Here is a 20711-nt window from a genome sequence, read left to right as displayed (position 1 = left end):
CGTTATCTCGCTTTTATGCGTTAAAAGAGATTTCGCTGATTTCTGACGTTTTTCGTACTTCCTCCTCGAATCTTAGCCTCTTGGAGAGTCAGCAACCTGCAAACAAACTTGATCAATCACTAAATAGAGCATTACGCTGATTCCACATATTGATACAAAACCCCTTGACCGTAAGCACTTCAAGGCTTTTGTATCTTGGACTACATTCTGAATTTGGAATTGCTGTTCTGAGGTAGTATTATGTCGTAAATTTAATTATAGAGTTTGGAGAAATAAAGCCTTGTCTTAGTCATACCTCGATAACATCCTCTATAATAGCCCATAACCCAAATTGATCTCCTGAATCGCCATGAAAAGTGCCTTCCTTGATCGCCTGAATAGTCCTAACCGTCCCGTATTGGTTTTTGATGGGGCTATGGGAACCAACCTGCAAGTCCAAAACTTGACAGCAGCCGATTTTGGCGGGGCAGAGTATGAGGGCTGCAATGAATACTTGGTACACACTAAGCCTGAAGCGGTGGCAACGGTGCATCGAGCCTTTTTTGAAGCAGGGGCGGATGTGATTGAAACCGATACCTTTGGCGGAACTTCCATTGTTTTAGGCGAATACGATCTAGCGGACAAGGCGTACTACCTCAATAAAACGGCGGCAGAGTTAGCAAAAAGTGTAGCTCAGGAATTTTCAACCCCTGAAAAACCAAGGTTTGTGGCAGGTTCTATGGGGCCAGGAACAAAATTGCCCACTCTGGGACATATTGATTACGACACCCTCAAAAATTCCTATATTGAACAGGTACAGGGTCTTTACGATGGTAGCGTAGATTTATTATTAGTGGAAACCTGTCAGGATGTTTTACAAATTAAAGCCGCTTTGAATGCGATCGAAGAAGTTTTTAACGAGAAAAAAGCACGGTTGCCGATTATGGTTTCGGTAACAATGGAAGTAATGGGAACGATGTTAGTAGGGACAGAAATTGGAGCCGCTTTAGCCATTTTAGAACCCTACAAAATTGATATTTTGGGTTTAAATTGTGCTACTGGCCCCGACAAAATGAAGGAACATATTAAATATTTGTCGGAACATTCGCCTTTTATTGTTTCCTGTATTCCTAACGCGGGTTTACCCGAAAATGTGGGAGGACAAGCTTTTTATCGGCTGACTCCTGTGGAATTACAAATGTCTTTGATGCACTTTATTGAAGATTTGGGAGTGCAAATTATTGGTGGTTGTTGTGGTACTCGTCCCGATCATATTAAAGCGTTAGCAGAAATTGCAGAGACTTTAACCCCGAAAGAACGCCATCCCTACAATGAACCTTCTGCCGCTTCAATTTACACCACTCAGCCCTACATTCAAGACAATTCTTTTCTAATTGTGGGAGAAAAATTAAATGCCAGTGGTTCCAAAAAGTGTCGAGATTTATTAAACGCTGAAGACTGGGATAGTTTGGTTTCCCTGGCTAAATCTCAAGTCCGAGAAGGGGCGCATATTCTTGATGTGAACGTAGATTATGTGGGACGCGATGGGGTGCGAGATATGCACGAATTGGCTTCCCGTTTAGTGAATAATATAACTCTACCTTTAATGCTCGATTCAACAGAATGGCAAAAAATGGAGGTGGGTTTAAAGGTTGCTGGCGGGAAATGTATTCTCAATTCCACTAACTACGAAGATGGCGAAGAACGCTTCTATAAATTACTCGATATTGCTAAACAATATGGGGCAGGAATTGTGGTCGGAACCATTGATGAAGATGGCATGGGACGCACGGCTGCCAAGAAATTTGAGATTGCCAAACGGGCCTATGATGCGGCGATCGCCTACGGAATTCCTGGTTCAGAAATCTTTTTTGATCCTTTAGCCTTGCCCATTTCAACAGGCATTGAAGAAGACCGTGAAAACGGTAAAGCTACCGTCGAAGCTATTAAACAAATACGCGAAGAATTGCCTAATTGTCATATTTTATTGGGGGTTTCCAATGTTTCCTTTGGGCTAAATTCTGCGGCTCGTCAAGTCTTAAATTCTATCTTTCTCCATGAATGTATGGTCGTGGGAATGGATGCGGCGATCGTTAGTGCCAATAAGATTTTACCCTTGGCCAAAATTGATCCTGAACATCAACAGGTTTGTTTAGATTTAATCTATGATCGTCGTCAGTTTGAGGGAGAGGTATGTACTTATGATCCCTTAACCAAATTAACCACTTTATTTGAAGGCAAAACCACTAAACGCGATCGCTCTGGGGATAGTAATCTTCCCGTTGAACAGCGTTTAACTCAACATATTATTGATGGGGAGCGTTTAGGCTTAGAAGATGCACTAACGGAAGCGTTAAAAACCCATCCCCCTTTAGATATTATCAATATTTTCCTCTTAGATGGCATGAAAACCGTTGGTGAATTATTTGGATCGGGTCAAATGCAATTACCGTTTGTCTTGCAATCGGCTCAAACCATGAAAGCCGCCGTCGCTTTTCTGGAACCCTATATGGAAAAATCCGAAAGTGCGGGGAATGCCAAGGGAACCTTTGTTATTGCCACGGTGAAAGGCGATGTCCATGATATTGGTAAAAACTTAGTAGATATTATTCTTTCCAATAACGGCTATAAAGTTGTTAATTTAGGCATTAAACAACCCGTTGAAAATATCATTGAAGCCTATCGAGAACATAATCCAGATTGTATTGCTATGAGTGGTTTACTGGTTAAATCCACTGCATTTATGAAGGAAAATCTGGAAGTTTTCAATCAGGAAGGAATTACCGTTCCCGTTATTTTAGGAGGAGCCGCTTTAACCCCTAAATTTGTCTATGAGGATTGCCAAAATACCTATCAAGGTCGGGTTGTTTATGGCAAAGATGCTTTTTCTGATTTGCATTTTATGGATAAATTAATGCCTGCTAAGAGCCAAAACTTCTGGGATGATCTGCAAGGCTTTTTAGGGGATTATGCCGAGGAAAATGGCAAGGGTAAGGCTCAGGATAATGGACAGAAAACGAATTTTGGTATCGAGGATGAAAAGTTAATTGATGCCACTGATACTCCTGCGGAACCGCAAGTTATTGATACCCAACGTTCTGAAGCCGTAGAGATTAATATTGAACGTCCTACACCACCTTTCTGGGGAACGAAAATATTGCAACCCAGTGATATTGCAGTAGAAGATGTTTTCAATTATCTGGACTTACAGGCTCTGTTTGTGGGACAGTGGCAATTTCGCAAACCCAAAGAGCAAAGCCGCGAAGAATACGACCAATTTTTACAGGAAACGGTTCATCCCATTTTAGCAAAATGGAAAGCCAAAGTTTTAGCTGAAGATTTATTGCATCCGACGGTGGTTTATGGTTATTTCCCCTGTCAATCGGAAGGCAATTCTCTGTATATCTATGATCCCGAAATCGTTGCACAGAATCAAGGTCAAATTCCTGCCGATTTAGCCCCGATTGTCACCTTTGATTTTCCCCGTCAAAAGTCGGGTCGTCGTCTCTGTATTGCGGACTTTTTTGTGCCTAAAGAATCGGGCATTACCGATGTTTTTCCCATGCAAGCGGTAACGGTGGGAGAAGTGGCCACAGCCTATGCCAAAACCTTATTTGATGGTAATGAATATACGGATTATCTTTACTATCACGGTATGGCGGTACAAATGGCGGAGGCGTTAGCGGAATGGACTCATGCTTTAATCCGTCGTGAACTCGGTTTTGGGGCGCAGGAACCTGACAATATTCGAGATATTTTGCAACAACGTTATCAAGGTTCTCGTTATAGTTTTGGCTATCCCGCTTGTCCCAATATGCAGGATCAATACAAGCAATTAGACCTCTTAAAAAGCGATCGCATTGGTTTATTTATGGATGAAAGTGAGCAGGTTTATCCCGAACAATCCACAACGGCGATTATTGCCTATCATCCTGTGGCTAAATATTTCAGTGCTTAGGTTGATTAGCTTAAATTTATTACATGGTCTGGTTAAAAATTACGACTGATTGCCAGACCAATCTTTCAAAAATTTGTATAAATTATTTAAAAATATGAATCAATTAACCCACATTCCGTACATAAAAAAAGAACAAAGAAAATAAGAAAAGTCATTATGACAAAAGATAATACTGACAAGTAGTAGCCCCAAAAAAGCGCAAAATCCTCTCTCGCTCAAGCGTTAGATTGATTATTTGGGGACAATTATCCAGTACAACCCAATGAACTCCTCTCAACATCTGAAAAATCCAACGCAGTGTCGGACGCTGAGTCGGCTTTCCCAACTGATTAGGCACAGTCTCCTCCTGCTCTGCCAGAGCCAGTCTCAGTTTACGTTGTCCCAAGCTGTACACCAGTAAACACAACACCATGATGAAACTCAATGCCATAATCCGCTCAGGGGTTTTGAGAAAAACACTGGACGCCAAAAACAGAGGGTCTTTAAGGAAGCGAAAACCTCGCTCTACCCCTTGCTGTTGCTTGTAGTGGACAAGCAGTTGCCATTGGTGTCAACTTAAGCCAAAATGCCTACTCACAAAAGATTAGCCTAAAAGCAGGCGGAAGTAAGAGTAGGCTGAAAAAAAGGTTAGTATATAAAAAAGTGAGCAAAAAACAAATGGCAAGACAACATCCTCGGAGAAAAGGAAACCCAGACTTACGTCGTAAGACAAATCAGCCAGGGGTAGAAATCCCTGAAATAACAAAAGAGTTGTTTGAATTACTAGAACCCACAATGTTTACACCATTAAAATATTTACAGGGAACTCATGAGAAAATGATGAGAGATAGGGTGCTAAATTTACCAGTAATGGTGGCATTAGTGTTAAGTATAGTGTATCGTCAAATAGCGGGTATAAGTGAAGCGGTAAGACTGTTAGAGGAAGAGGGATTGCTATGGGTAGCATCATTAAAAGTAAGCAAACAGGCAGTATCAAAAAGAATGATGAATGTGCCAGCCGAAATATTTGCAATATTACTAAAAGGAGTGTTAGAAAAAGCAGCCGAAAAAGGGAAGAAGCTCCAAGTAGGAGAAAAATGGGAAAAAATAAGAGAAAAGTTTAGTGCAGTGTGGATAGCAGATGGCTAAACGCTAGAGCAGATAAGGAAAAATATGAAAATAAGTAAAGAAGAAAAGAGTAAATTGGGGGGTAAAATAATGATGGTAGTGGAAGCCTTTACCCAAAGACCCGTTACTTTATGGTACACAGAAAATGATAAATCAAATGATAAAATATGGTGTGAAGAATTGGCAGCTAAATTACCAGAAAATGGTTTAATTCTCGTAGATATGGGATTTTTTAGCTTTGTGTGGTTTGATTTGTTAACAGAAGCTAAAAAGTTTTTTCTAACCAGATTTAGAGCGGGTACATCTTACAAAACCAAACAAGTATTGTCTCAAGGTAGTCATTACAGAGATGAGATTATCATTATGGGAAATTACCGTTCTAATCCTTGCAAGCATCCGGTGAGATTAGTCTCAGTATTATGGGGAACAATCTGGTATCAGTATTTAACAAATGTGTTGTCTCCCGAACAACTGTCCGCCGAAGAGGTCTGTGATTTATATCGAAGACGATGGACAATCGAAGAAGCCTTTTTATTAACGAAAAGACTTTTAGGACTAGCCTATTTATGGGTAGGGAATAAGAATGGTGTCCAAATCCAGATTATTTGCACTTTGATTTTCTATACGGTCTTAAATCAATTGGTAGGGGAAGTGGCGATTGCTCTAAATCAACCGAAAGAAAAAATCTCAGTAGAGATGGTGTTTCGGAGTCTATACTATGTAGCGAAGGCTATTGCTAGAGGAGAAAAGCCTGATACAGTAACCTATCTGGCTGAACGTGCTAAGTTATTTGGTTTGGTCAAAGCTGAGAGAAAGCGACATCGAGAAAAGGCCGCTCTCAATCAACAAATTTGGGAACCCATTCCTTTAAGTTGACACGGATGAGCAGTTGCTCATCGCTCAAAGAGTCTCCATCTAGCTGATTCGTCGCCAAGACAAAACGTCCTGCTGCCCGCTCTGAAGCTTGAACTTTCGCACTATTGAGGCTGAAAGTGGCTTGAGCAGGGTAGCTACGACGAATCGGCTGTTCATGGAGTCGGGGCTTACCTCAATGACCGTAATGACATTTTTCCACTACGCTTAGGTCTTCAAGATGATGTAATTCTAAACTCTTCTCCCATCGGCTCAGAGCAGTCAAAGCATCCTCACGACAGGCAAATTCCTGACGCTGTAATTGCGACAATTGCTTTTCAGCTTGAGCCGTCGCTTTCTCTGTCGCCTTAGTCAGTTGTTTCAGGTCTAAAGCTTTTTTTTGCTCGCTTTCCACCACTATCCAACGTTGCTTTACTCCCCCATATTCATTTCCTACGGAGGTAAGACGATAGCCCGCTAAATCAATCCGTTGTAATAAATTGCTCTGAAGCTAATTCAGTCAGCAAGTCTTGCACTGACTTAATCGTTTTCGGCACACAATATAACCATTTTATTCCTGTTAGTTTTTTTAAGTTATCTGCACTGTATAAAGCTGAATCCGCTATATATAAACCATCGAATTGCCACTGTTCATTGAACCTTTTCAAGACTTCAGCAAACTCTTTTTTGTCACTTTGATTGCCATCCCCTAATTCCAGAAAAGCGGGTATGTCCCCATCCCCCCAATAGACTAAATTTAAGACAAATTGCTTCAGGTCGGGTCGGCCATCTTTTGAATGACCATGGGTTATGTGGATTACTTGGTCTTCTTTGTCTTCTCTTTCTACTGATAATTTATATTCCCCTTCTACTGATATAGAACTTGAGTCTAGATGGGCGCTTGCCATCATTATTTTGAAGATTTCCACTGCTTTTAGACAAATTCCTACAAATAAACGACTGATGCCAGCCATAAAAATTAAATCTAATACTCTTCCCAGACGGTCATCATTCAGGTCGCTGGCTTTTATTCCTTTTCCTAAGAGATGTTCTAGGGGTTTATCTTCAAAAAAACGACTGAATAAATACAAGGGAGAATTAATAAATCCTAAGCCATTGAGAATCATGGCTTTAACCACCAGACCCGCACTGATTTTCGCACGGTCATTTTCTTGTAACTGTTCATTGATATAATCCACTAGACCTAGTTCATCAACTACGGCCGCGATTATTCCTAAATGGTCGAGATTTTTAACGTTTAATTGGGTCATTTTCTCCTCGGTTTGTTAGCTTTTTTATTTTAACTATTCTGTTGCTATTTTTGAATCTATTTTTATTTTTTCAAAATTAGTACGGAATATGGGTTATAAGCGAAGCGATGACAATGCAGTGTATGATAATCTATGTATGCACTGTACGACATTGCAACCGTGTCTAGCTCCAAAACTGTCTCTCTAAGGGTTCCAGAAGATTTATTATCTAAAATAGATCGTCTTGCCCAAGAAAAGTATAAGTCCCATAAGGGAGTCCCTAATCGCTCTCTCGGGGAGCATCCCAGATTTGCAATGAGTAAAAGTACTCAGGCAATAGCTTCATTGAGATAAGCACAGCGTAATCTCAATATTTGAGGAACGTTTTCTGACTTCCAACAAGCCCCTGCTATTTGTATTCTCTTGCCAATTTGTTTGATTTTTGACTCTACACTTCCTGAGCCAATGCAGATACCTAAGTCTTGATAGAGTCCATAATCTGGCATTCTGCTTTCATGTTTCTTCATATAATTGATGAAGTTAATTGCTTCCTTTTGTTTTGAACCGTTCAATTCTTTAATTGCTGAATCTTGCTCCCCTTGCCATAAGTACGTCTCTATTTGCCTCTTTACCTTTTTTGAAACTTTCACTTTATGGATATTTTCCACCAAGTGATACCAATCCAATACTTCCCTTCTTTCGTCTTTATCCCTTATCTTTTCTATCAGATTCCAAATCCCATCATGTCCATCTCCTAAGCAAGTTACTACTCTCGCTAATGGTTGATTATTTGTCCAAGCGATTAATTCTTCCTGCGCTTGAAAAAATGCCGCACATACCTGACCATGTAAGCTTACTGCTTTATAATTTTTCCAGATACTTTCTTCGCCTACGCTCGTTCGTATTCTTACTGTTCCGCCATCTATGCTTAGACTTTCTATTTTCCCTTTACCTTGAGCTTCTTGAAATTCATACCCTAATGCTAATCGGTGTTGACTGCTTTTTGAGATGGACATTCCCGTCGTCATCTTGATTGTTTTTTCTCCTCTCTCAAATGACTCACAGGCTACAATATTTAAGCAGCATTTTTCTAAATAAGGACTCACTTGTTTATTTTTTTCTAACCCTAGCTTTTTCGCCTGTTTTTCTGTAATTTTTACTTTTCCGATAATACTGTCCACTGTTCTTTCTCTTCCTGCTTTTGTTCCTGTTGCTGTTTCACAAAAAAAACGGCCAATAGCTGGACTTACGACCGTCAACATTTGCTCTCGTACCGCTAGTTCTATACTTTCAAAGCTTTTCAAGTCTTCTTTTTGCGTATTTCTGACCATGATTTCTGCGATAGCTTTGAGATGGTCGTCTAATTTTTGCTTATCTTCAACGTTCATTTTTTGTACTCCAATTTTTATAACTTTTTAGATTATCCCCTTTTCCCTTCTTTGTAACTAAGCATTTATACTTACTGCAAATTTGGGATGCTCCCCAAGTTTCTTTTTATATATCCTAGTTGTTTTTTTGTTCCTTTTCTTCTTTCTTTTTTTGACACACGACGTTTTTTTGCTATGGCTAAGTACTCTTTTCTTGCCACTTCCCTATAAGTCCTCGGCTTTTCTTTCCTTTTCTCTTTTATTTCTTCATACAGCTTATCTATTATTTTTTCTGTTTTTTCTCTGGCATCATTCAATATTCCTATATCCGTTGGATATTTTATATCTGCTGGTGTACAAGTCGCATCTAACAATAACTTTCCTTCATTTTCTTTTTTTTCTGACGCTACACCCGTCGCTTTTTTTCTATTTCTTTATTAATTTTATTTATTAATTCCATTCCTATTTTTTTACGAAAATGAACCATCATTGACGCATTAAATGCTTCTTTGCTACTATAGCTTTCCATTCCTATAAAGTACTGTAAATAAGGGTTCTCTTTTATTTGTTCTACTGTTTCTCTGTCACTTTTTCCTGAAATTTCTTTGATAATTAATGCTCCTAATGCCATTCTAAATGATTTGGCTGGGGCTCCTTTTTTTTCTGTGAAGTTTTTTGCATATTCTTCCTCATATTCTTCCCAGGGAATCATTTTTGACATTTCTATCCAACGATTTTCTTCGTCTAACTGCCCGCCGAACAGATTTTTCAAGTTTTCTGGTGTTTCAATTGAGTACTGTTGCTTTCGGTACATCTGCTTTCTCTCTTCTTAATGCAATGGTTTTGAGGCATTCTACCCTATTTTCGTGCATTCTAGCGGTTCTTAATTCGCCTACTATTTTTCTCCGTAAAGGTTTCAGCTTTTTTCAGCAAGCCCTAAATAAGGACTCACTTGTTTATTTTTTTCTAACCCTAGCTTTTTCGCCTGTTTTTCTGTAATTTTTACTTTTCCGATAATACTGTCCACTGTTCTTTCTCTTCCTGCTTTTGTTCCTGTTGCTGTTTCACAAAAAAAACGGCCAATAGCTGGACTTACGACCGTCAACATTTGCTCTCGTACCGCTAGTTCTATACTTTCAAAGCTTTTCAAGTCTTCTTTTTGCGTATTTCTGACCATGATTTCTGCGATAGCTTTGAGATGGTCGTCTAATTTTTGCTTATCTTCAACGTTCATTTTTTGTACTCCAATTTTTATAACTTTTTAGATTATCCCCTTTTCCCTTCTTTGTAACTAAGCATTTATACTTACTGCAAATTTGGGATGCTCCCGAATATGCAAAAAACTTCACAGAAAAAAAAGGAGCCCCAGCCAAATCATTTAGAATGGCATTAGGAGCATTAATTATCAAAGAAATTTCAGGAAAAAGTGACAGAGAAACAGTAGAACAAATAAAAGAGAACCCTTATTTACAGTACTTTATAGGAATGGAAAGCTATAGTAGCAAAGAAGCATTTAATGCGTCAATGATGGTTCATTTTCGTAAAAAAATAGGAATGGAATTAATAAATAAAATTAATAAAGAAATAGAAAAAAAAGCGACGGGTGTAGCGTCAGAAAAAAAAGAAAATGAAGGAAAGTTATTGTTAGATGCGACTTGTACACCAGCAGATATAAAATATCCAACGGATATAGGAATATTGAATGATGCCAGAGAAAAAACAGAAAAAATAATAGATAAGCTGTATGAAGAAATAAAAGAGAAAAGGAAAGAAAAGCCGAGGACTTATAGGGAAGTGGCAAGAAAAGAGTACTTAGCCATAGCAAAAAAACGTCGTGTGTCAAAAAAAGAAAGAAGAAAAGGAACAAAAAAACAACTAGGATATATAAAAAGAAACTTGTCTGATATAGAAAAAATGATAGAAGAGGGAGCAAAGTTAGAAAAACTAACGAAAAAAGAGCAAGAAGAGCTTGTAACGATAGGAAAAGTGTATGAGCAACAGTTAGAAATGTATGAAAAAAAGACAAATAAAGTAGAAAACAGAATTGTGAGTGTAAGCCAACCTCACGTGCGTCCAATAGTGCGTGGAAAAGCGGGAAAAGCAGTAGAGTTTGGAGCTAAAATATCGGCAAGTAATGTGAATGGCTTTGTCTTCTTAGACAAATTAAGTTGGGATAATTACAACGAATCGGGAGATTTACAAGCGCGAATAGAAGAATATAAAAGGGAAACAGGATGTTATCCGGAATCGGTTCATGTGGATAAAATCTATCGAACAAAAGCGAATCGAGCTTATTGTAAAGAAAGGGATATAAGAATGAGTGGTCCCCGATTGGGAAGACCGCCGAAAGAGGTGAGCAAAGAAAAAAAGAAAGAGGCACGCTCAGATGAAAGAGTGCGTAATGCCATTGAGGGTAAATTCGGACAGGGAAAGAGGAAATTTAGTCTTGGTCGAGTGATGGCCAAACTACCTGAGACCTCGGAAACGGTAATTGCGATGAACTTTTTGGTAATGAATCTTTCTACTCTACTTCAGAAGACAAAAAGTAAAAAGTTGTAGAGTCGTTTTTCTTGTGAAAAATGGTGTTAATTTTCCTCTCTTTTGTGAGGAGTGATTTGTGTTGACCTTTTTAGACAGAAAGGAACAATAGATTAAACAAAATCTGTATTTTGATTTGTTTCCATAAGGATAAGTTATCTATGCTTTTTCAGTCCATACTTCCCTAACCCACATTTCTTTCGTTTTTTGACTTTTTCAGCAAGGGTGTGACCTTTAGTTGATGAAGGAAAAGAAAAGTGTTAACATGAGATGAAAAGTGACAAAGAGGAAACAATGATGACAGCAAAACTAATTAATGTAGAGGGTTCAAAGATAAAAATAGAACTAACATTAGAACTAAGTCGTTCAATATTGGATACAGAAATAAATATTCAAAAAGGCTTAAACGAAGTAGGTTGCATCGCCAGCAAAGAAGCCTTGAAATATTTAGATACAGATGGTTCACCCTTAAAAATCGGTGAAGAAATCTGGAAGAGTAAGGGAGAGCAACCGAAAGAATATCAAACACCTTATGGTGAGGTTATAGTGAATCGTCATGTATATCAGCGTTCACCTTTGAGGAAAAACGTATTGCCCCTTAGAAAGAGAAGCAAGGATAATCATAACATCAACGCCATTATTGGCAAAACAGGTATCCTCAAAAATGTCAGGGATGGCAGGCAAAGAGGTGAAAAATGATTTATTAGAAAATCATGGTAGAAAAGTAGCGCTATCCTATATCCAAAGATTGAGTGAAGCAGTAGGAAGTGTGGTACAGGCAAAAGAAGAAGCGTGGAGTTATGCCCCGCCCAAGGAGGATAGCCAAATTGCAACAGTGGGAATAGGATTAGATGGAACCTGTATGCTGATGTGTGAGGATGGCTACCGTGAAGCAATGGTGGGAACCGTTTCCCTATACGATAGTGAAGGCGAACGTCAACCTACAATCTATCTAGGTGCGGCACCAGAGTATGGAAAAAAGAGTTTTCTAGAAAGATTAGAAAGAGAAATTGAGCGAGCGAAAAACCGTTATCCAGAGGCAACATTGGTCGGGATAGCAGACGGGGCAGAATCAAATTGGAAGTTTTTAGAAAAGCAAACGGAAGAACAGATATTAGATTTCTATCATGCCTCTGGTTACTTAGGTGCCTTGGCAGAAGCGTTGCATCCGAATACCGTGTCAAAACAAAAAGAATGGTTGACTGAAAATTGTCGAGAACTCAAGCATGAAAAAGGAAAAGCAGGAGAACTGCTAAATCTGATGAAAGAAGTCAAAGAAGAAAAAAGTCATTCTAAGAATCTTACCGAGAAACTACAAGCGGCGATTACTTATTACGAGAATCATCAGCATCAAATGGATTATGCTGAATACATAGAGAAAAAGTATCCGATTGGTTCAGGTGTTACGGAAGCAGCTTGTAAGACGTTGGTCAAACAACGATTATGTTGTTCAGGGATGCGATGGAAGGAAAAAGGAGCAGGAATTATTTTGAGCCTACGAGCTTTGGTATTGACCAAGGAACGATGGAGTCAATTTTGGGCAAAACTTGATCAATATGGGTTCCCTGTAGAACCCTGATTACAACAGCTTTTATCAACTAAAGGTCGCACCCTTCAGCAAGCCCTATGTATTTTTTTTTAGCCATGATTTCTCTTGAATGTTTAGGTCTTCCCCATTCTCACACTTTTTACCCATCAAATCAAGGATGACTGACTACTAGCAGCAATTCCAAATTCAGAATGTAGTCAAAGATACAAAAGGCTCGATGTATTTACTGGCAAGGGTTTTGCTATGAAAATTGCCAATTAATCAACTAGGAAGAATTCGAGACAGCGAGAGAAACTGAGTCATCAAGCATAAAATCTAAAAGATGATGCCAGCTTTCAAAGAACAGATATTTGGTCAAAGAGAGAATATCTTGAAAGAATCCCTTACGAGTGCCGCGTTGGACGCGAATTCTCTGGTAACGTTCATCAACCAAACCTAAAACCGTGTGCAAGAGAAAAGCCAGCAAATTCAGGGTAAGCAAAACAGAGGCGAGGTGTTGTTTACCATGCCCAAAATTATGCTCTAAGTGATAGCCTCGATTTTTGAGAATATTGTGATTCTCGTTCTCAGTACGCCAACGAGTCCGTCCAGCACGACAGACATCAAGAACGATGTAAGGGGTGAGAAAATGATTGGTAATCCAACAGCAATTCTAAATTTAAGGCGAGGTAAGGGTTGTAGAAAACAGGGATAATGGGAAAGGACAACAAGGTAGCCAGAGAGGAAGAAAAGATGCAAGGAATAATCAGTATGACTGGTCTGATAGCGTACTTGGTAGCAAGTATAGAGAAAATGAAAGACCCTCGCCAACCCAGTCCAAATACAACCTACAGCCTAAAAGATGCGGTACTAGGTGGTTTCAGCCTGTTTCTAATGCAATGTGAATCATTCCTAGAACATCAGAGACAACTGCATAGTCGCAACGGTAGGGATAATCTTCAAACTCTATTCGGTGCCATCAAAATATACTTCAAACGTTCATAATCTGAGATTTATCAAAGCGTTGAAATCGTAAGGTGAGCAAAGAATCAAGCTCCTCCTTATATTTTACGTTAGCATCTTCAAGACATCCTGAAATTGCTGCAGAAAACTGCGTAAAATCTTCATAATATTTTGCATATAAACACTTCTTCTTCACAAACTTCCACAGTCTTTCAATTAAATTCAAGTTAGGAGAATAAGGAGGTAAGTACAGTAACTCTATTCCTAATAATTCTGCCAACTCCTGCACAATTCGGCATTTTTGATAACGAGCATTGTCTAATACCAACGTAATCGGTATTAATAGTCCTAATTCTGCTATCTTTTCTAGGAGTTCACAAACCTGAGTTCCCGTAATATAAGAACTGTTCGTTACCATAATTACTTCATGGGTAATTGCATTTAATGCTCCTAACACATTAAAACGTTTTCTCCCTGATGGTGACTTAATAAAAATCCTCTTGAAGCACCATATAAAATTTACAAATGCTCCCATTACAAAATGAGAGGCATCTACAAAGAAAACTGCCCTTTTTCCTGCTTTTGCCTCTTCTAGCCTTGGTTCTAGCTCTTTTTCTCTATAGCTATCCTGAGCTTCTACATCTGCTTTTGATGGAATTGTTCCCACCTTTAGACACCTCATTCCTATTGACTTTAAAAATTTTCTGACTTGCGTTGGACTTCTTTTTATTCCCGTTAATTCTTCTATTCTTTTTACTGCTTCATTTATTGTTGCTGGTGGATTTGACTCAAAATATGCCTCAATTGTCCCTTGATGCTCTGTTAACTCACTTTTCGGGCGATTAAATTTTATTTCTTTTAGTTTTTCTATCCCGCCCTCTTGATAATCACGGATATAGCTTGTCACCGTATTTACTGAAACTCCTGCGAATTGAGCAATTTTTTGATGAGATAATCCCTGACTTTTTAACCATAAAACTTCCATCTTTAGCTGTACTCTAGGATGCGGGTGATTAAACCGACCGTAAGACAACAGTCTTTTGTCTTCTTCCGTAAATTCTAACTTAATCATTTCTCAGCCTCTTGACTACTTTTTCTATTTTTACTATATTATCTCTTATTTTTAAAATTCGCAACTTGTGACCGTGTTCAGTATATCTAGTGACAATCAAATCCGCAATATCCTGGATAAAATCAAAGCCAATTCGTTATTTGTGGTGTTTAGTGACATTTATCAACTACTAAAGACCAGAGGAATATTGACTCGGTATGAGGTGTTAGACAAGCAATTACTAATTCCGCTAGATGGCACAGAGTATTTCTCCTCCCAAAATATCCACTGTGAGCAATGTTCCCATCGAACCCATAAAAACGGGACAGTGACTTACTTTCATTCGGCAATTTTACCTGTAATTGTCTCACCTCAGCAAAAAGCAGTGATTAGTCTCAGCAATTCCAAATTCAAATGGTATAAATAGAGACAGAAAAACTTTGACCTATAGGAAGTTATGAATAAAGAGAAAAGTGTCTACTGATTTTGCAGAGAGAAAGATGGAAGTAAACGACCTAAGTTTTGACGGAATCGTTCACTGTTTAAACGAGGTCATTGGGAAGATAGATGACCCCCGTTCGGTTAGTAATGCAACGAAATATAGTCTAAGAGAGGCGATACTGGGGGCATTTGCCGCCTTTTTTATGCAAAATGAGTCATTTTTAGAGTACCAACGTCAGCTTAACAGCCGTTGTGGGCGAGATAATGCTCAGAGCTTGTTTGGACTAGAAAAAATACCAACAGTAGAACAGATTCGCAACATTGTGGATGGGGTAGCAGCGAGTAGTCTATTCCCTTTGTTTGGGTTAATTTACCAAGCATTGAGGAGCATGGGATTCTTGAAAGCCTATGAAATATTGAGGGGAAATCTTCTAGTAGCAATGGATGGGACAAATTACTACAGTTCGGAAAAAGTAAATTGTCCATGCTGTTCAACCAAAACGTCAAAACAGGGAAAAGTCACCTACTTCCATCAGGCATTATTGCCCGTGATTGTTTCCCCAGACCATGAATCAGTTTTTTCCTTACCCCCTGAATTTATTACCCCTCAAGACGGTTCTGAAAAGCAAGATTGTGAGCAAAATGCGGCGAAACGTTGGATAAGTAACCATGCTAGTTTGTTTGCGGGACAGAAGATAACTCTGCTAGGGGATGACTTGTACAGTCGTCAGCCCACTTGTCAGCACTGTCTCGACCACGATTTCAACTTTATCTTCGTCTGTTTACCGACTTCTCATCCCACACTCTATGAATGGTTAAACTATTTAGAAGCTAATGGAGAAGTCAAAACCACTCAACACCGACGTTGGAATGGGAAGTATTTCGAGATTTGGCACTGCCGTTATCTCAATCAGATTCCCCTGCGAGACCAACAGCCTGCTTTGTTGGTTAACTGGTGTGAGCTAAAAATCCACCGCGAATCCGATGCTCAACTTCTTTATCACAATAGTTGGATTACCAATCATTTTCTCACCCCTCACATCGTTCTTGATGTCTGTCGTGCTGGACGGACTCGTTGGCGTACTGAGAACGAGAATCACAATATTCTCAAAAATCGAGGCTATCACTTAGAGCATAATTTTGGGCATGGTAAACAACACCTCGCCTCTGTTTTGCTTACCCTGAATTTGCTGGCTTTTCTCTTGCACACGGTTTTAGGTTTGGTTGATGAACGTTACCAGAGAATTCGCGTCCAACGCGGCACTCGTAAGGGATTCTTTCAAGATATTCTCTCTTTGACCAAATATCTGTTCTTTGAAAGCTGGCATCATCTTTTAGATTTTATGCTTGATGACTCAGTTTCTCTCGCTGTCTCGAATTCTTCCTAGTTGATTAATTGGCAATTTTCATAGCAAAACCCTTGCCAGTAAATACATCGAGCCTTTTGTATCTTTGACTACATTCTGAATTTGGAATTGCTGGATTAGTCTTGACCCTGAATTTATTACTCCTCAAGATGGTCACGAGAAACAGGACTGTGAGGTAGCGGCGGCAAAACGTTGGCTCCACAGACATCGAGAATTCTTTGACCCGTTTAGCGTTACTATGATTGGGGGATGACCTCTATAGTCGTCAACCGATGTGCGAAGAGGCTCTTCAAAACCACTTTCACTATCTCTTTGTCTGTTTGCCTGAATCTCACCCTACTCTCTATGAGTTTTTGGACTATGCCGAGAAGATTGGGGAAGTTTACTCTTTCCATGAGCGTCGTCGTCATGGTCGCGATTGGCATGACTATCATTATCGTTGGACTTATCACTTGCCCCTAAGAGATGGTTCCGCCGCCCTCAATACTCATTGGTTTGAGGTCACTGTTACTCGCCGTTCTGACGGTCAGGTTCTCTTTCACAACGATTGGATTACCGACCATTTTCCCCAAGCCGATAACATTGTTGAGTTAGTCAGTGTCGCTCGCTCTCGTTGGAAAACCGAAAATGAGAACCATAATACTCTTAAGACTCAGGGCTACCATCTAGAACACAATTTTGGACATGGTGACCACCATCTTGCTACCTTTTTGCTCACCTTAAATTTACTGGCTTTCTTGTTTCACACCGTTTTACAGCTTTTAGATGAGTCCTACCAACGTATCCGACTACTTTTAGGGGCTCGAAGATGCTTTTTTTCCCATTTACGCACTCTTACTATCTATTTTGTCTTTGATAGCTGGCAACACCCAGCAATTCTCAGTTTTAGACACAGCAAGCCTTTTAGGGATTTAAAGAACATTTTAAAGGGGTTTTTGGGGCAATCCTAGATGTACTATTGTGCCTAAAAGCTTGAAGACTCGTAAAATGAACTTGTTAATCCCGTTGAATTTTCCCCCGTATTACGCGAACTAAAACCTGAAACCCTTGCTACAGCGCAAATTTAGAATTGCTGAGAGTGGATAAGGGGTCATTACTTCAATGCCTTGAGTATTTTGGTGGGAGTAGGGAAAGCCTGCTTTGCCTTGCCCTTAGTGTTGCGGCTAGACGATGGCATCAAGTCCAAAGCAACCGAGAAGGGGGAGGGAAAAGGCAAAAAAAAGGTGAAGACGAGCCTGGTGACAAAAATGGCTGACCTTTGTGTTACTTACGCAGAGGCAGGGAGTTATGTAGGGCTTGCTGAAAAAAGCTGAAACCTTTACGGAGAAAAATAGTAGGCGAATTAAGAACCGCTAGAATGCACGAAAATAGGGTAGAATGCCTCAAAACCATTGCATTAAGAAGAGAGAAAGCAGATGTACCGAAAGCAACAGTACTCAATTGAAACACCAGAAAACTTGAAAAATCTGTTCGGCGGGCAGTTAGACGAAGAAAATCGTTGGATAGAAATGTCAAAAATGATTCCCTGGGAAGAATATGAGGAAGAATATGCAAAAAACTTCACAGAAAAAAAAGGAGCCCCCTTTTGTTCCGTGCCGACGCTGACGGGGAGAGGACGACCACGGATTTGGGGGAGTTCGATAAAACTAGAAAAGCTGTTCGCTCTGGCGGCGGACTTTCCGACAGCTAAAGTCTGGCTCTATGGTCAACAAGTCACGGTTTCTTATCAGTGCTTTGAGTTCCACTGGGATAGTCCCCATCAGCTCGTCAAGTTTGTTCTGACCCAATTGCCTAACGGACGACGACTGATTCTGCTTTCTACTGATCTCTGTTTGACTGGACCTGAGATTATTGCCGCCTACGGTCTCCGATTGAAGATTGAAGTCACTTTTCGTCAATTAGTCCATCTTTTGGGCAGCTTTGCCTATCGTTTTTGGCTTAAGAGTCTTCCTACTTTACCTACCTGGCCCAGCAATCTTATCCTCAGTGACTATCCACAAGCTGTTCAGACTCAGATTTTAAACAAGGTAGAAGCCTTTGAGCCCACATTCCGTACATAAAAAAAGAACAAAGAAAATAAGAAAAGTCATTATGACAAAAGATAATACTGACAAGTAGTAGCCCCAAAAAAGCGCAAAATCCTCTCTCGCTCAAGCGTTAGATTGATTATTTGGGGACAATTATCCAGTACAACCCAATGAACTCCTCTCAACATCTGAAAAATCCAACGCAGTGTCGGACGCTGAGTCGGCTTTCCCAACTGATTAGGCACAGTCTCCTCCTGCTCTGCCAGAGCCAGTCTCAGTTTACGTTGTCCCAAGCTGTACACCAGTAAACACAACACCATGATGAAACTCAATGCCATAATCCGCTCAGGGGTTTTGAGAAAAACACTGGACGCCAAAAACAGAGGGTCTTTAAGGAAGCGAAAACCTCGCTCTACCCCTTGCTGTTGCTTGTAGTGGACAAGCAGTTGCTCATCGCTCAAAGAGTCTCCATCTAGCTGATTCGTCGCCAAGACAAAACGTCCTGCTGCCCGCTCTGAAGCTTGAACTTTCGCACTATTGAGGCTGAAAGTGGCTTGGGCATGATAGCTACGACGAATGGGCTGTTCATGGGGACGGGGTTTACCTCGATGACCGTAATGACATTTTTCGACGACAGTTAGGTCTTGAAGAAGATGCCATTCTAAACTCTTCTCCCATCGGCTCAGGGCGGTTAAAGCATCCTCCCGACAAGCAAATTCCTGACGCTGTAATTGTTCTAATTGTCTTTGAGCTTGAGCCGTTGCTTTCTCTGTCTTCTTCGTCAGTTGTTTGAGGTCTAAAGCTTTTTTTTGCTCGCTATCTACCACTATCCAACGTTGTTTGACTCCCCCATATTCACTTTCTAAGGAGGTAAGACGATAGCCCTCTAAATCAGTTGTGATGAATTGCTCCGAGGCTAATTGACTGACCGCATCCTGCACTTCTCTAATCGTTTTCGGCACAGAACATAACCAGTATATGCCGGTTAACTTTTGCAAGTTATCGGCACTGTATAAGGCTGAATCTGCTATATACAAACCATCGAATTGCCACTGCTCATTGAACTTTTTCAAGAGTTTAGCAAACTCTTTTTTATCACTTTGATTGCCATCTCCTAATTCGAGAAAAGCGGGAATGTCGCCATCGGGAGCATCTCACCTTTGCAATAAGTAGAAATACTTAACGAGGTAAATGAAAGAGTCAAAAAAGGTAATCATTTAAATAGGAACAGCGATGACGAAGGACTTGTGGTACATTGTCAGAATTCCAACTCGCACCAGTAATTTTAAGACGATGACCAATTTGTTTAACTTGAGATTCGACAGAGCCAGAGCCAATAGAAATGCCCTCTGCCTGCAAATAACCATAATTGACAATCCGATGTTTATGCTTGTTTAAATAAATGATAAAATTCTCAGCTTGAGGCTCTGACCATCCCTCAAAACAGGAGATAGCGGCATCCACTTCACCCGTCCAAAGAAAAGACTTGACCTCCTCAATTCGCTGGAATGACCCCCCAACTTTATAGAGGTTTTCAATTAAGTGATACCAGTCCAAAATTTCAATTCGCTCATGTTTCTGTCCTATCTCACGAAATAAGTTCCAGATACCATCATGTCCATCTCCCAAACAAATTAAAGGCTTAGCCAAAATTTGAGAATTAACCAAATCTAATAAAGCCGAGTTATCTTGAAAAAAGGCAGCTACCCCCAATTGATGAAAACTGACTCCTTTATAATCACGCCAAATTAAGGGTTCTCCCTTGGGAGTTCTGAGTCGTACCTTCCCACCATCTATGCTAATTTCTTCGACTTCTGTGTTAGAGGGTAATTCTTCAAAATGATAGCGATGTACAAGGCGTTGTTGCGTACTGTGAGAAACAGCAATTCCCGTCAATGATTGGATTTTCTTAGCTGCTTTTTCATAAGACTCATCGCCACTCAGTAGCAAACAGTTCTTCTCTAACATTGGACTCATCTGAGTTCGAGGCTTTAGTTCTAATTTCTTCGCTTGTTTTTCTGTAATGGGCAATTCCCCCAAAATACTTTTTACTGTTCGTATCCGACCTGTGGTTTCCTCGGTACTTGTTTTGACAAAAAAATACCTATTTCTGGGTTGACATACTGAATCATTAAGTCTCTGACAGTCTCCTCTATTTCTCCCAAATTATTAAATGTTTTAACTTGAGATTGTTGATAGAGACATTCTCCCAACTCTTGACATAACTCTTGAATCCTTTTTTCATTTTCTGATAACACTGATAACATGAGATTGTTCCTCAAT

The 20711-nt window shown here is 39.8% G+C and carries 13 protein-coding genes and 7 pseudogenes; 10 read left to right on the top strand and 10 right to left on the bottom strand.

The annotated features are described in order from the left end of the window. The first annotated feature begins 349 nt into the window (after window positions 1-349). On the top strand, window positions 350-3937 hold the full coding sequence (metH, locus tag KA717_27235; protein UXE59474.1) for a methionine synthase: 3588 nt from the start codon (window positions 350-352) through the stop codon (window positions 3935-3937). A gap of 154 nt (window positions 3938-4091) precedes the next feature. Here metH and KA717_27230 read toward each other — a convergent pair. After that, window positions 4092-4475, bottom strand: a pseudogene (locus KA717_27230) (IS1634 family transposase). A 119-nt stretch (window positions 4476-4594) separates the two neighbouring features. Here KA717_27230 and KA717_27225 point away from each other — a divergent pair. Next, window positions 4595-5920, top strand: a pseudogene (locus KA717_27225) (IS4 family transposase). Between the two features lie 172 nt (window positions 5921-6092). Here KA717_27225 and KA717_27220 read toward each other — a convergent pair. The 5 genes and pseudogenes from KA717_27220 to KA717_27200 form a co-directional block, all read right to left on the bottom strand. Next, on the bottom strand, window positions 6093-6311 hold the full coding sequence (locus KA717_27220) for a hypothetical protein (GenBank protein UXE59473.1): 219 nt from the start codon (window positions 6309-6311) through the stop codon (window positions 6093-6095). Between the two features lie 67 nt (window positions 6312-6378). Further along, complete coding sequence (locus KA717_27215; GenBank protein ID UXE59472.1) at window positions 6379-7167, bottom strand: IS1634 family transposase; 789 nt, start codon at window positions 7165-7167, stop codon at window positions 6379-6381. Between the two features lie 308 nt (window positions 7168-7475). Further along, window positions 7476-8534 carry an ISKra4 family transposase gene (locus KA717_27210; protein ID UXE59471.1) on the bottom strand — a complete coding sequence of 353 codons (1059 nt, stop codon included), beginning with the start codon at window positions 8532-8534 and terminating at the stop codon, window positions 7476-7478. Between the two features lie 95 nt (window positions 8535-8629). Next, window positions 8630-9327: pseudogene (locus KA717_27205) on the bottom strand (transposase). A 123-nt stretch (window positions 9328-9450) separates the two neighbouring features. Continuing rightward, window positions 9451-9747, bottom strand: a pseudogene (locus tag KA717_27200) (ISKra4 family transposase). 95 nt (window positions 9748-9842) lie between these two features. Between KA717_27200 and KA717_27195 the strand changes: the two are divergent. Next, window positions 9843-11051: pseudogene (locus KA717_27195) on the top strand (IS5 family transposase). Window positions 11052-11348: 297 nt separating this feature from the next. Then, window positions 11349-12630, top strand: a pseudogene (locus KA717_27190) (ISKra4 family transposase). A 235-nt stretch (window positions 12631-12865) separates the two neighbouring features. Here the strand turns inward: KA717_27190 and KA717_27185 are convergent. Continuing rightward, window positions 12866-13243, bottom strand: a pseudogene (locus KA717_27185) (ISNCY family transposase). Window positions 13244-13293: 50 nt separating this feature from the next. On the opposite strand from KA717_27185, the gene KA717_27180 reads away from it, so the two are divergent. Beyond that, a complete protein-coding gene (locus KA717_27180) occupies window positions 13294-13584 on the top strand; it encodes a hypothetical protein (protein ID UXE59470.1) in 291 nt (96 codons plus the stop codon). Here the strand turns inward: KA717_27180 and KA717_27175 are convergent. Next, complete coding sequence (locus tag KA717_27175; protein UXE59469.1) at window positions 13571-14614, bottom strand: IS630 family transposase; 1044 nt, start codon at window positions 14612-14614, stop codon at window positions 13571-13573. The two genes, KA717_27180 and KA717_27175, sit on opposite strands and share 14 nt — an antisense overlap. 67 nt (window positions 14615-14681) lie before the next feature. Here KA717_27175 and KA717_27170 point away from each other — a divergent pair, with 67 nt between their 5' ends. The 5 genes from KA717_27170 (at window position 14682) to KA717_27150 (ending at window position 18461) form a co-directional block, all read left to right on the top strand. Further along, window positions 14682-15020, top strand: coding sequence for a hypothetical protein (locus tag KA717_27170; protein ID UXE59468.1), 339 nt, complete (start codon window positions 14682-14684; stop codon window positions 15018-15020). Window positions 15021-15066: 46 nt separating this feature from the next. Beyond that, window positions 15067-16422: an ISNCY family transposase gene (locus KA717_27165; protein ID UXE59467.1), complete on the top strand. Its 1356-nt coding sequence runs from the start codon at window positions 15067-15069 to the stop codon at window positions 16420-16422. A gap of 221 nt (window positions 16423-16643) precedes the next feature. After that, window positions 16644-17351: a hypothetical protein gene (locus KA717_27160; protein ID UXE59466.1), complete on the top strand. Its 708-nt coding sequence runs from the start codon at window positions 16644-16646 to the stop codon at window positions 17349-17351. Window positions 17352-17507: 156 nt separating this feature from the next. Beyond that, entirely contained in the window at window positions 17508-17714 is a 207-nt protein-coding gene (locus tag KA717_27155) for a hypothetical protein (GenBank protein ID UXE59465.1), read from the top strand. Between the two features lie 102 nt (window positions 17715-17816). After that, window positions 17817-18461, top strand: coding sequence for a hypothetical protein (locus KA717_27150; protein ID UXE59464.1), 645 nt, complete (start codon window positions 17817-17819; stop codon window positions 18459-18461). Window positions 18462-18490: 29 nt separating this feature from the next. Here the strand turns inward: KA717_27150 and KA717_27145 are convergent, their stop codons facing one another. Both KA717_27145 and KA717_27140 read right to left on the bottom strand, forming a co-directional pair. Then, window positions 18491-19564, bottom strand: coding sequence for an IS1634 family transposase (locus KA717_27145; protein UXE64794.1), 1074 nt, complete (start codon window positions 19562-19564; stop codon window positions 18491-18493). A gap of 64 nt (window positions 19565-19628) precedes the next feature. Beyond that, window positions 19629-20686, bottom strand: a protein-coding gene (locus tag KA717_27140) for an ISKra4 family transposase (protein UXE64793.1) whose coding sequence is annotated in 2 segments (ribosomal slippage) — window positions 19629-20530 and window positions 20530-20686 — 1059 coding nt in all. Because the reading frame shifts where the segments join, the coding sequence is not laid out codon by codon here. Between the last annotated feature and the right edge of the window lie 25 nt (window positions 20687-20711).

It is taken from the genome of Woronichinia naegeliana WA131 (assembly GCA_025370055.1).
In the GTDB taxonomy this organism is placed as follows: domain Bacteria; phylum Cyanobacteriota; class Cyanobacteriia; order Cyanobacteriales; family Microcystaceae; genus Woronichinia; species Woronichinia naegeliana.
The sequence above is the reverse complement of the archived record's forward strand: the minus strand, read 5'-3'. Positions and strand labels throughout refer to the sequence as shown.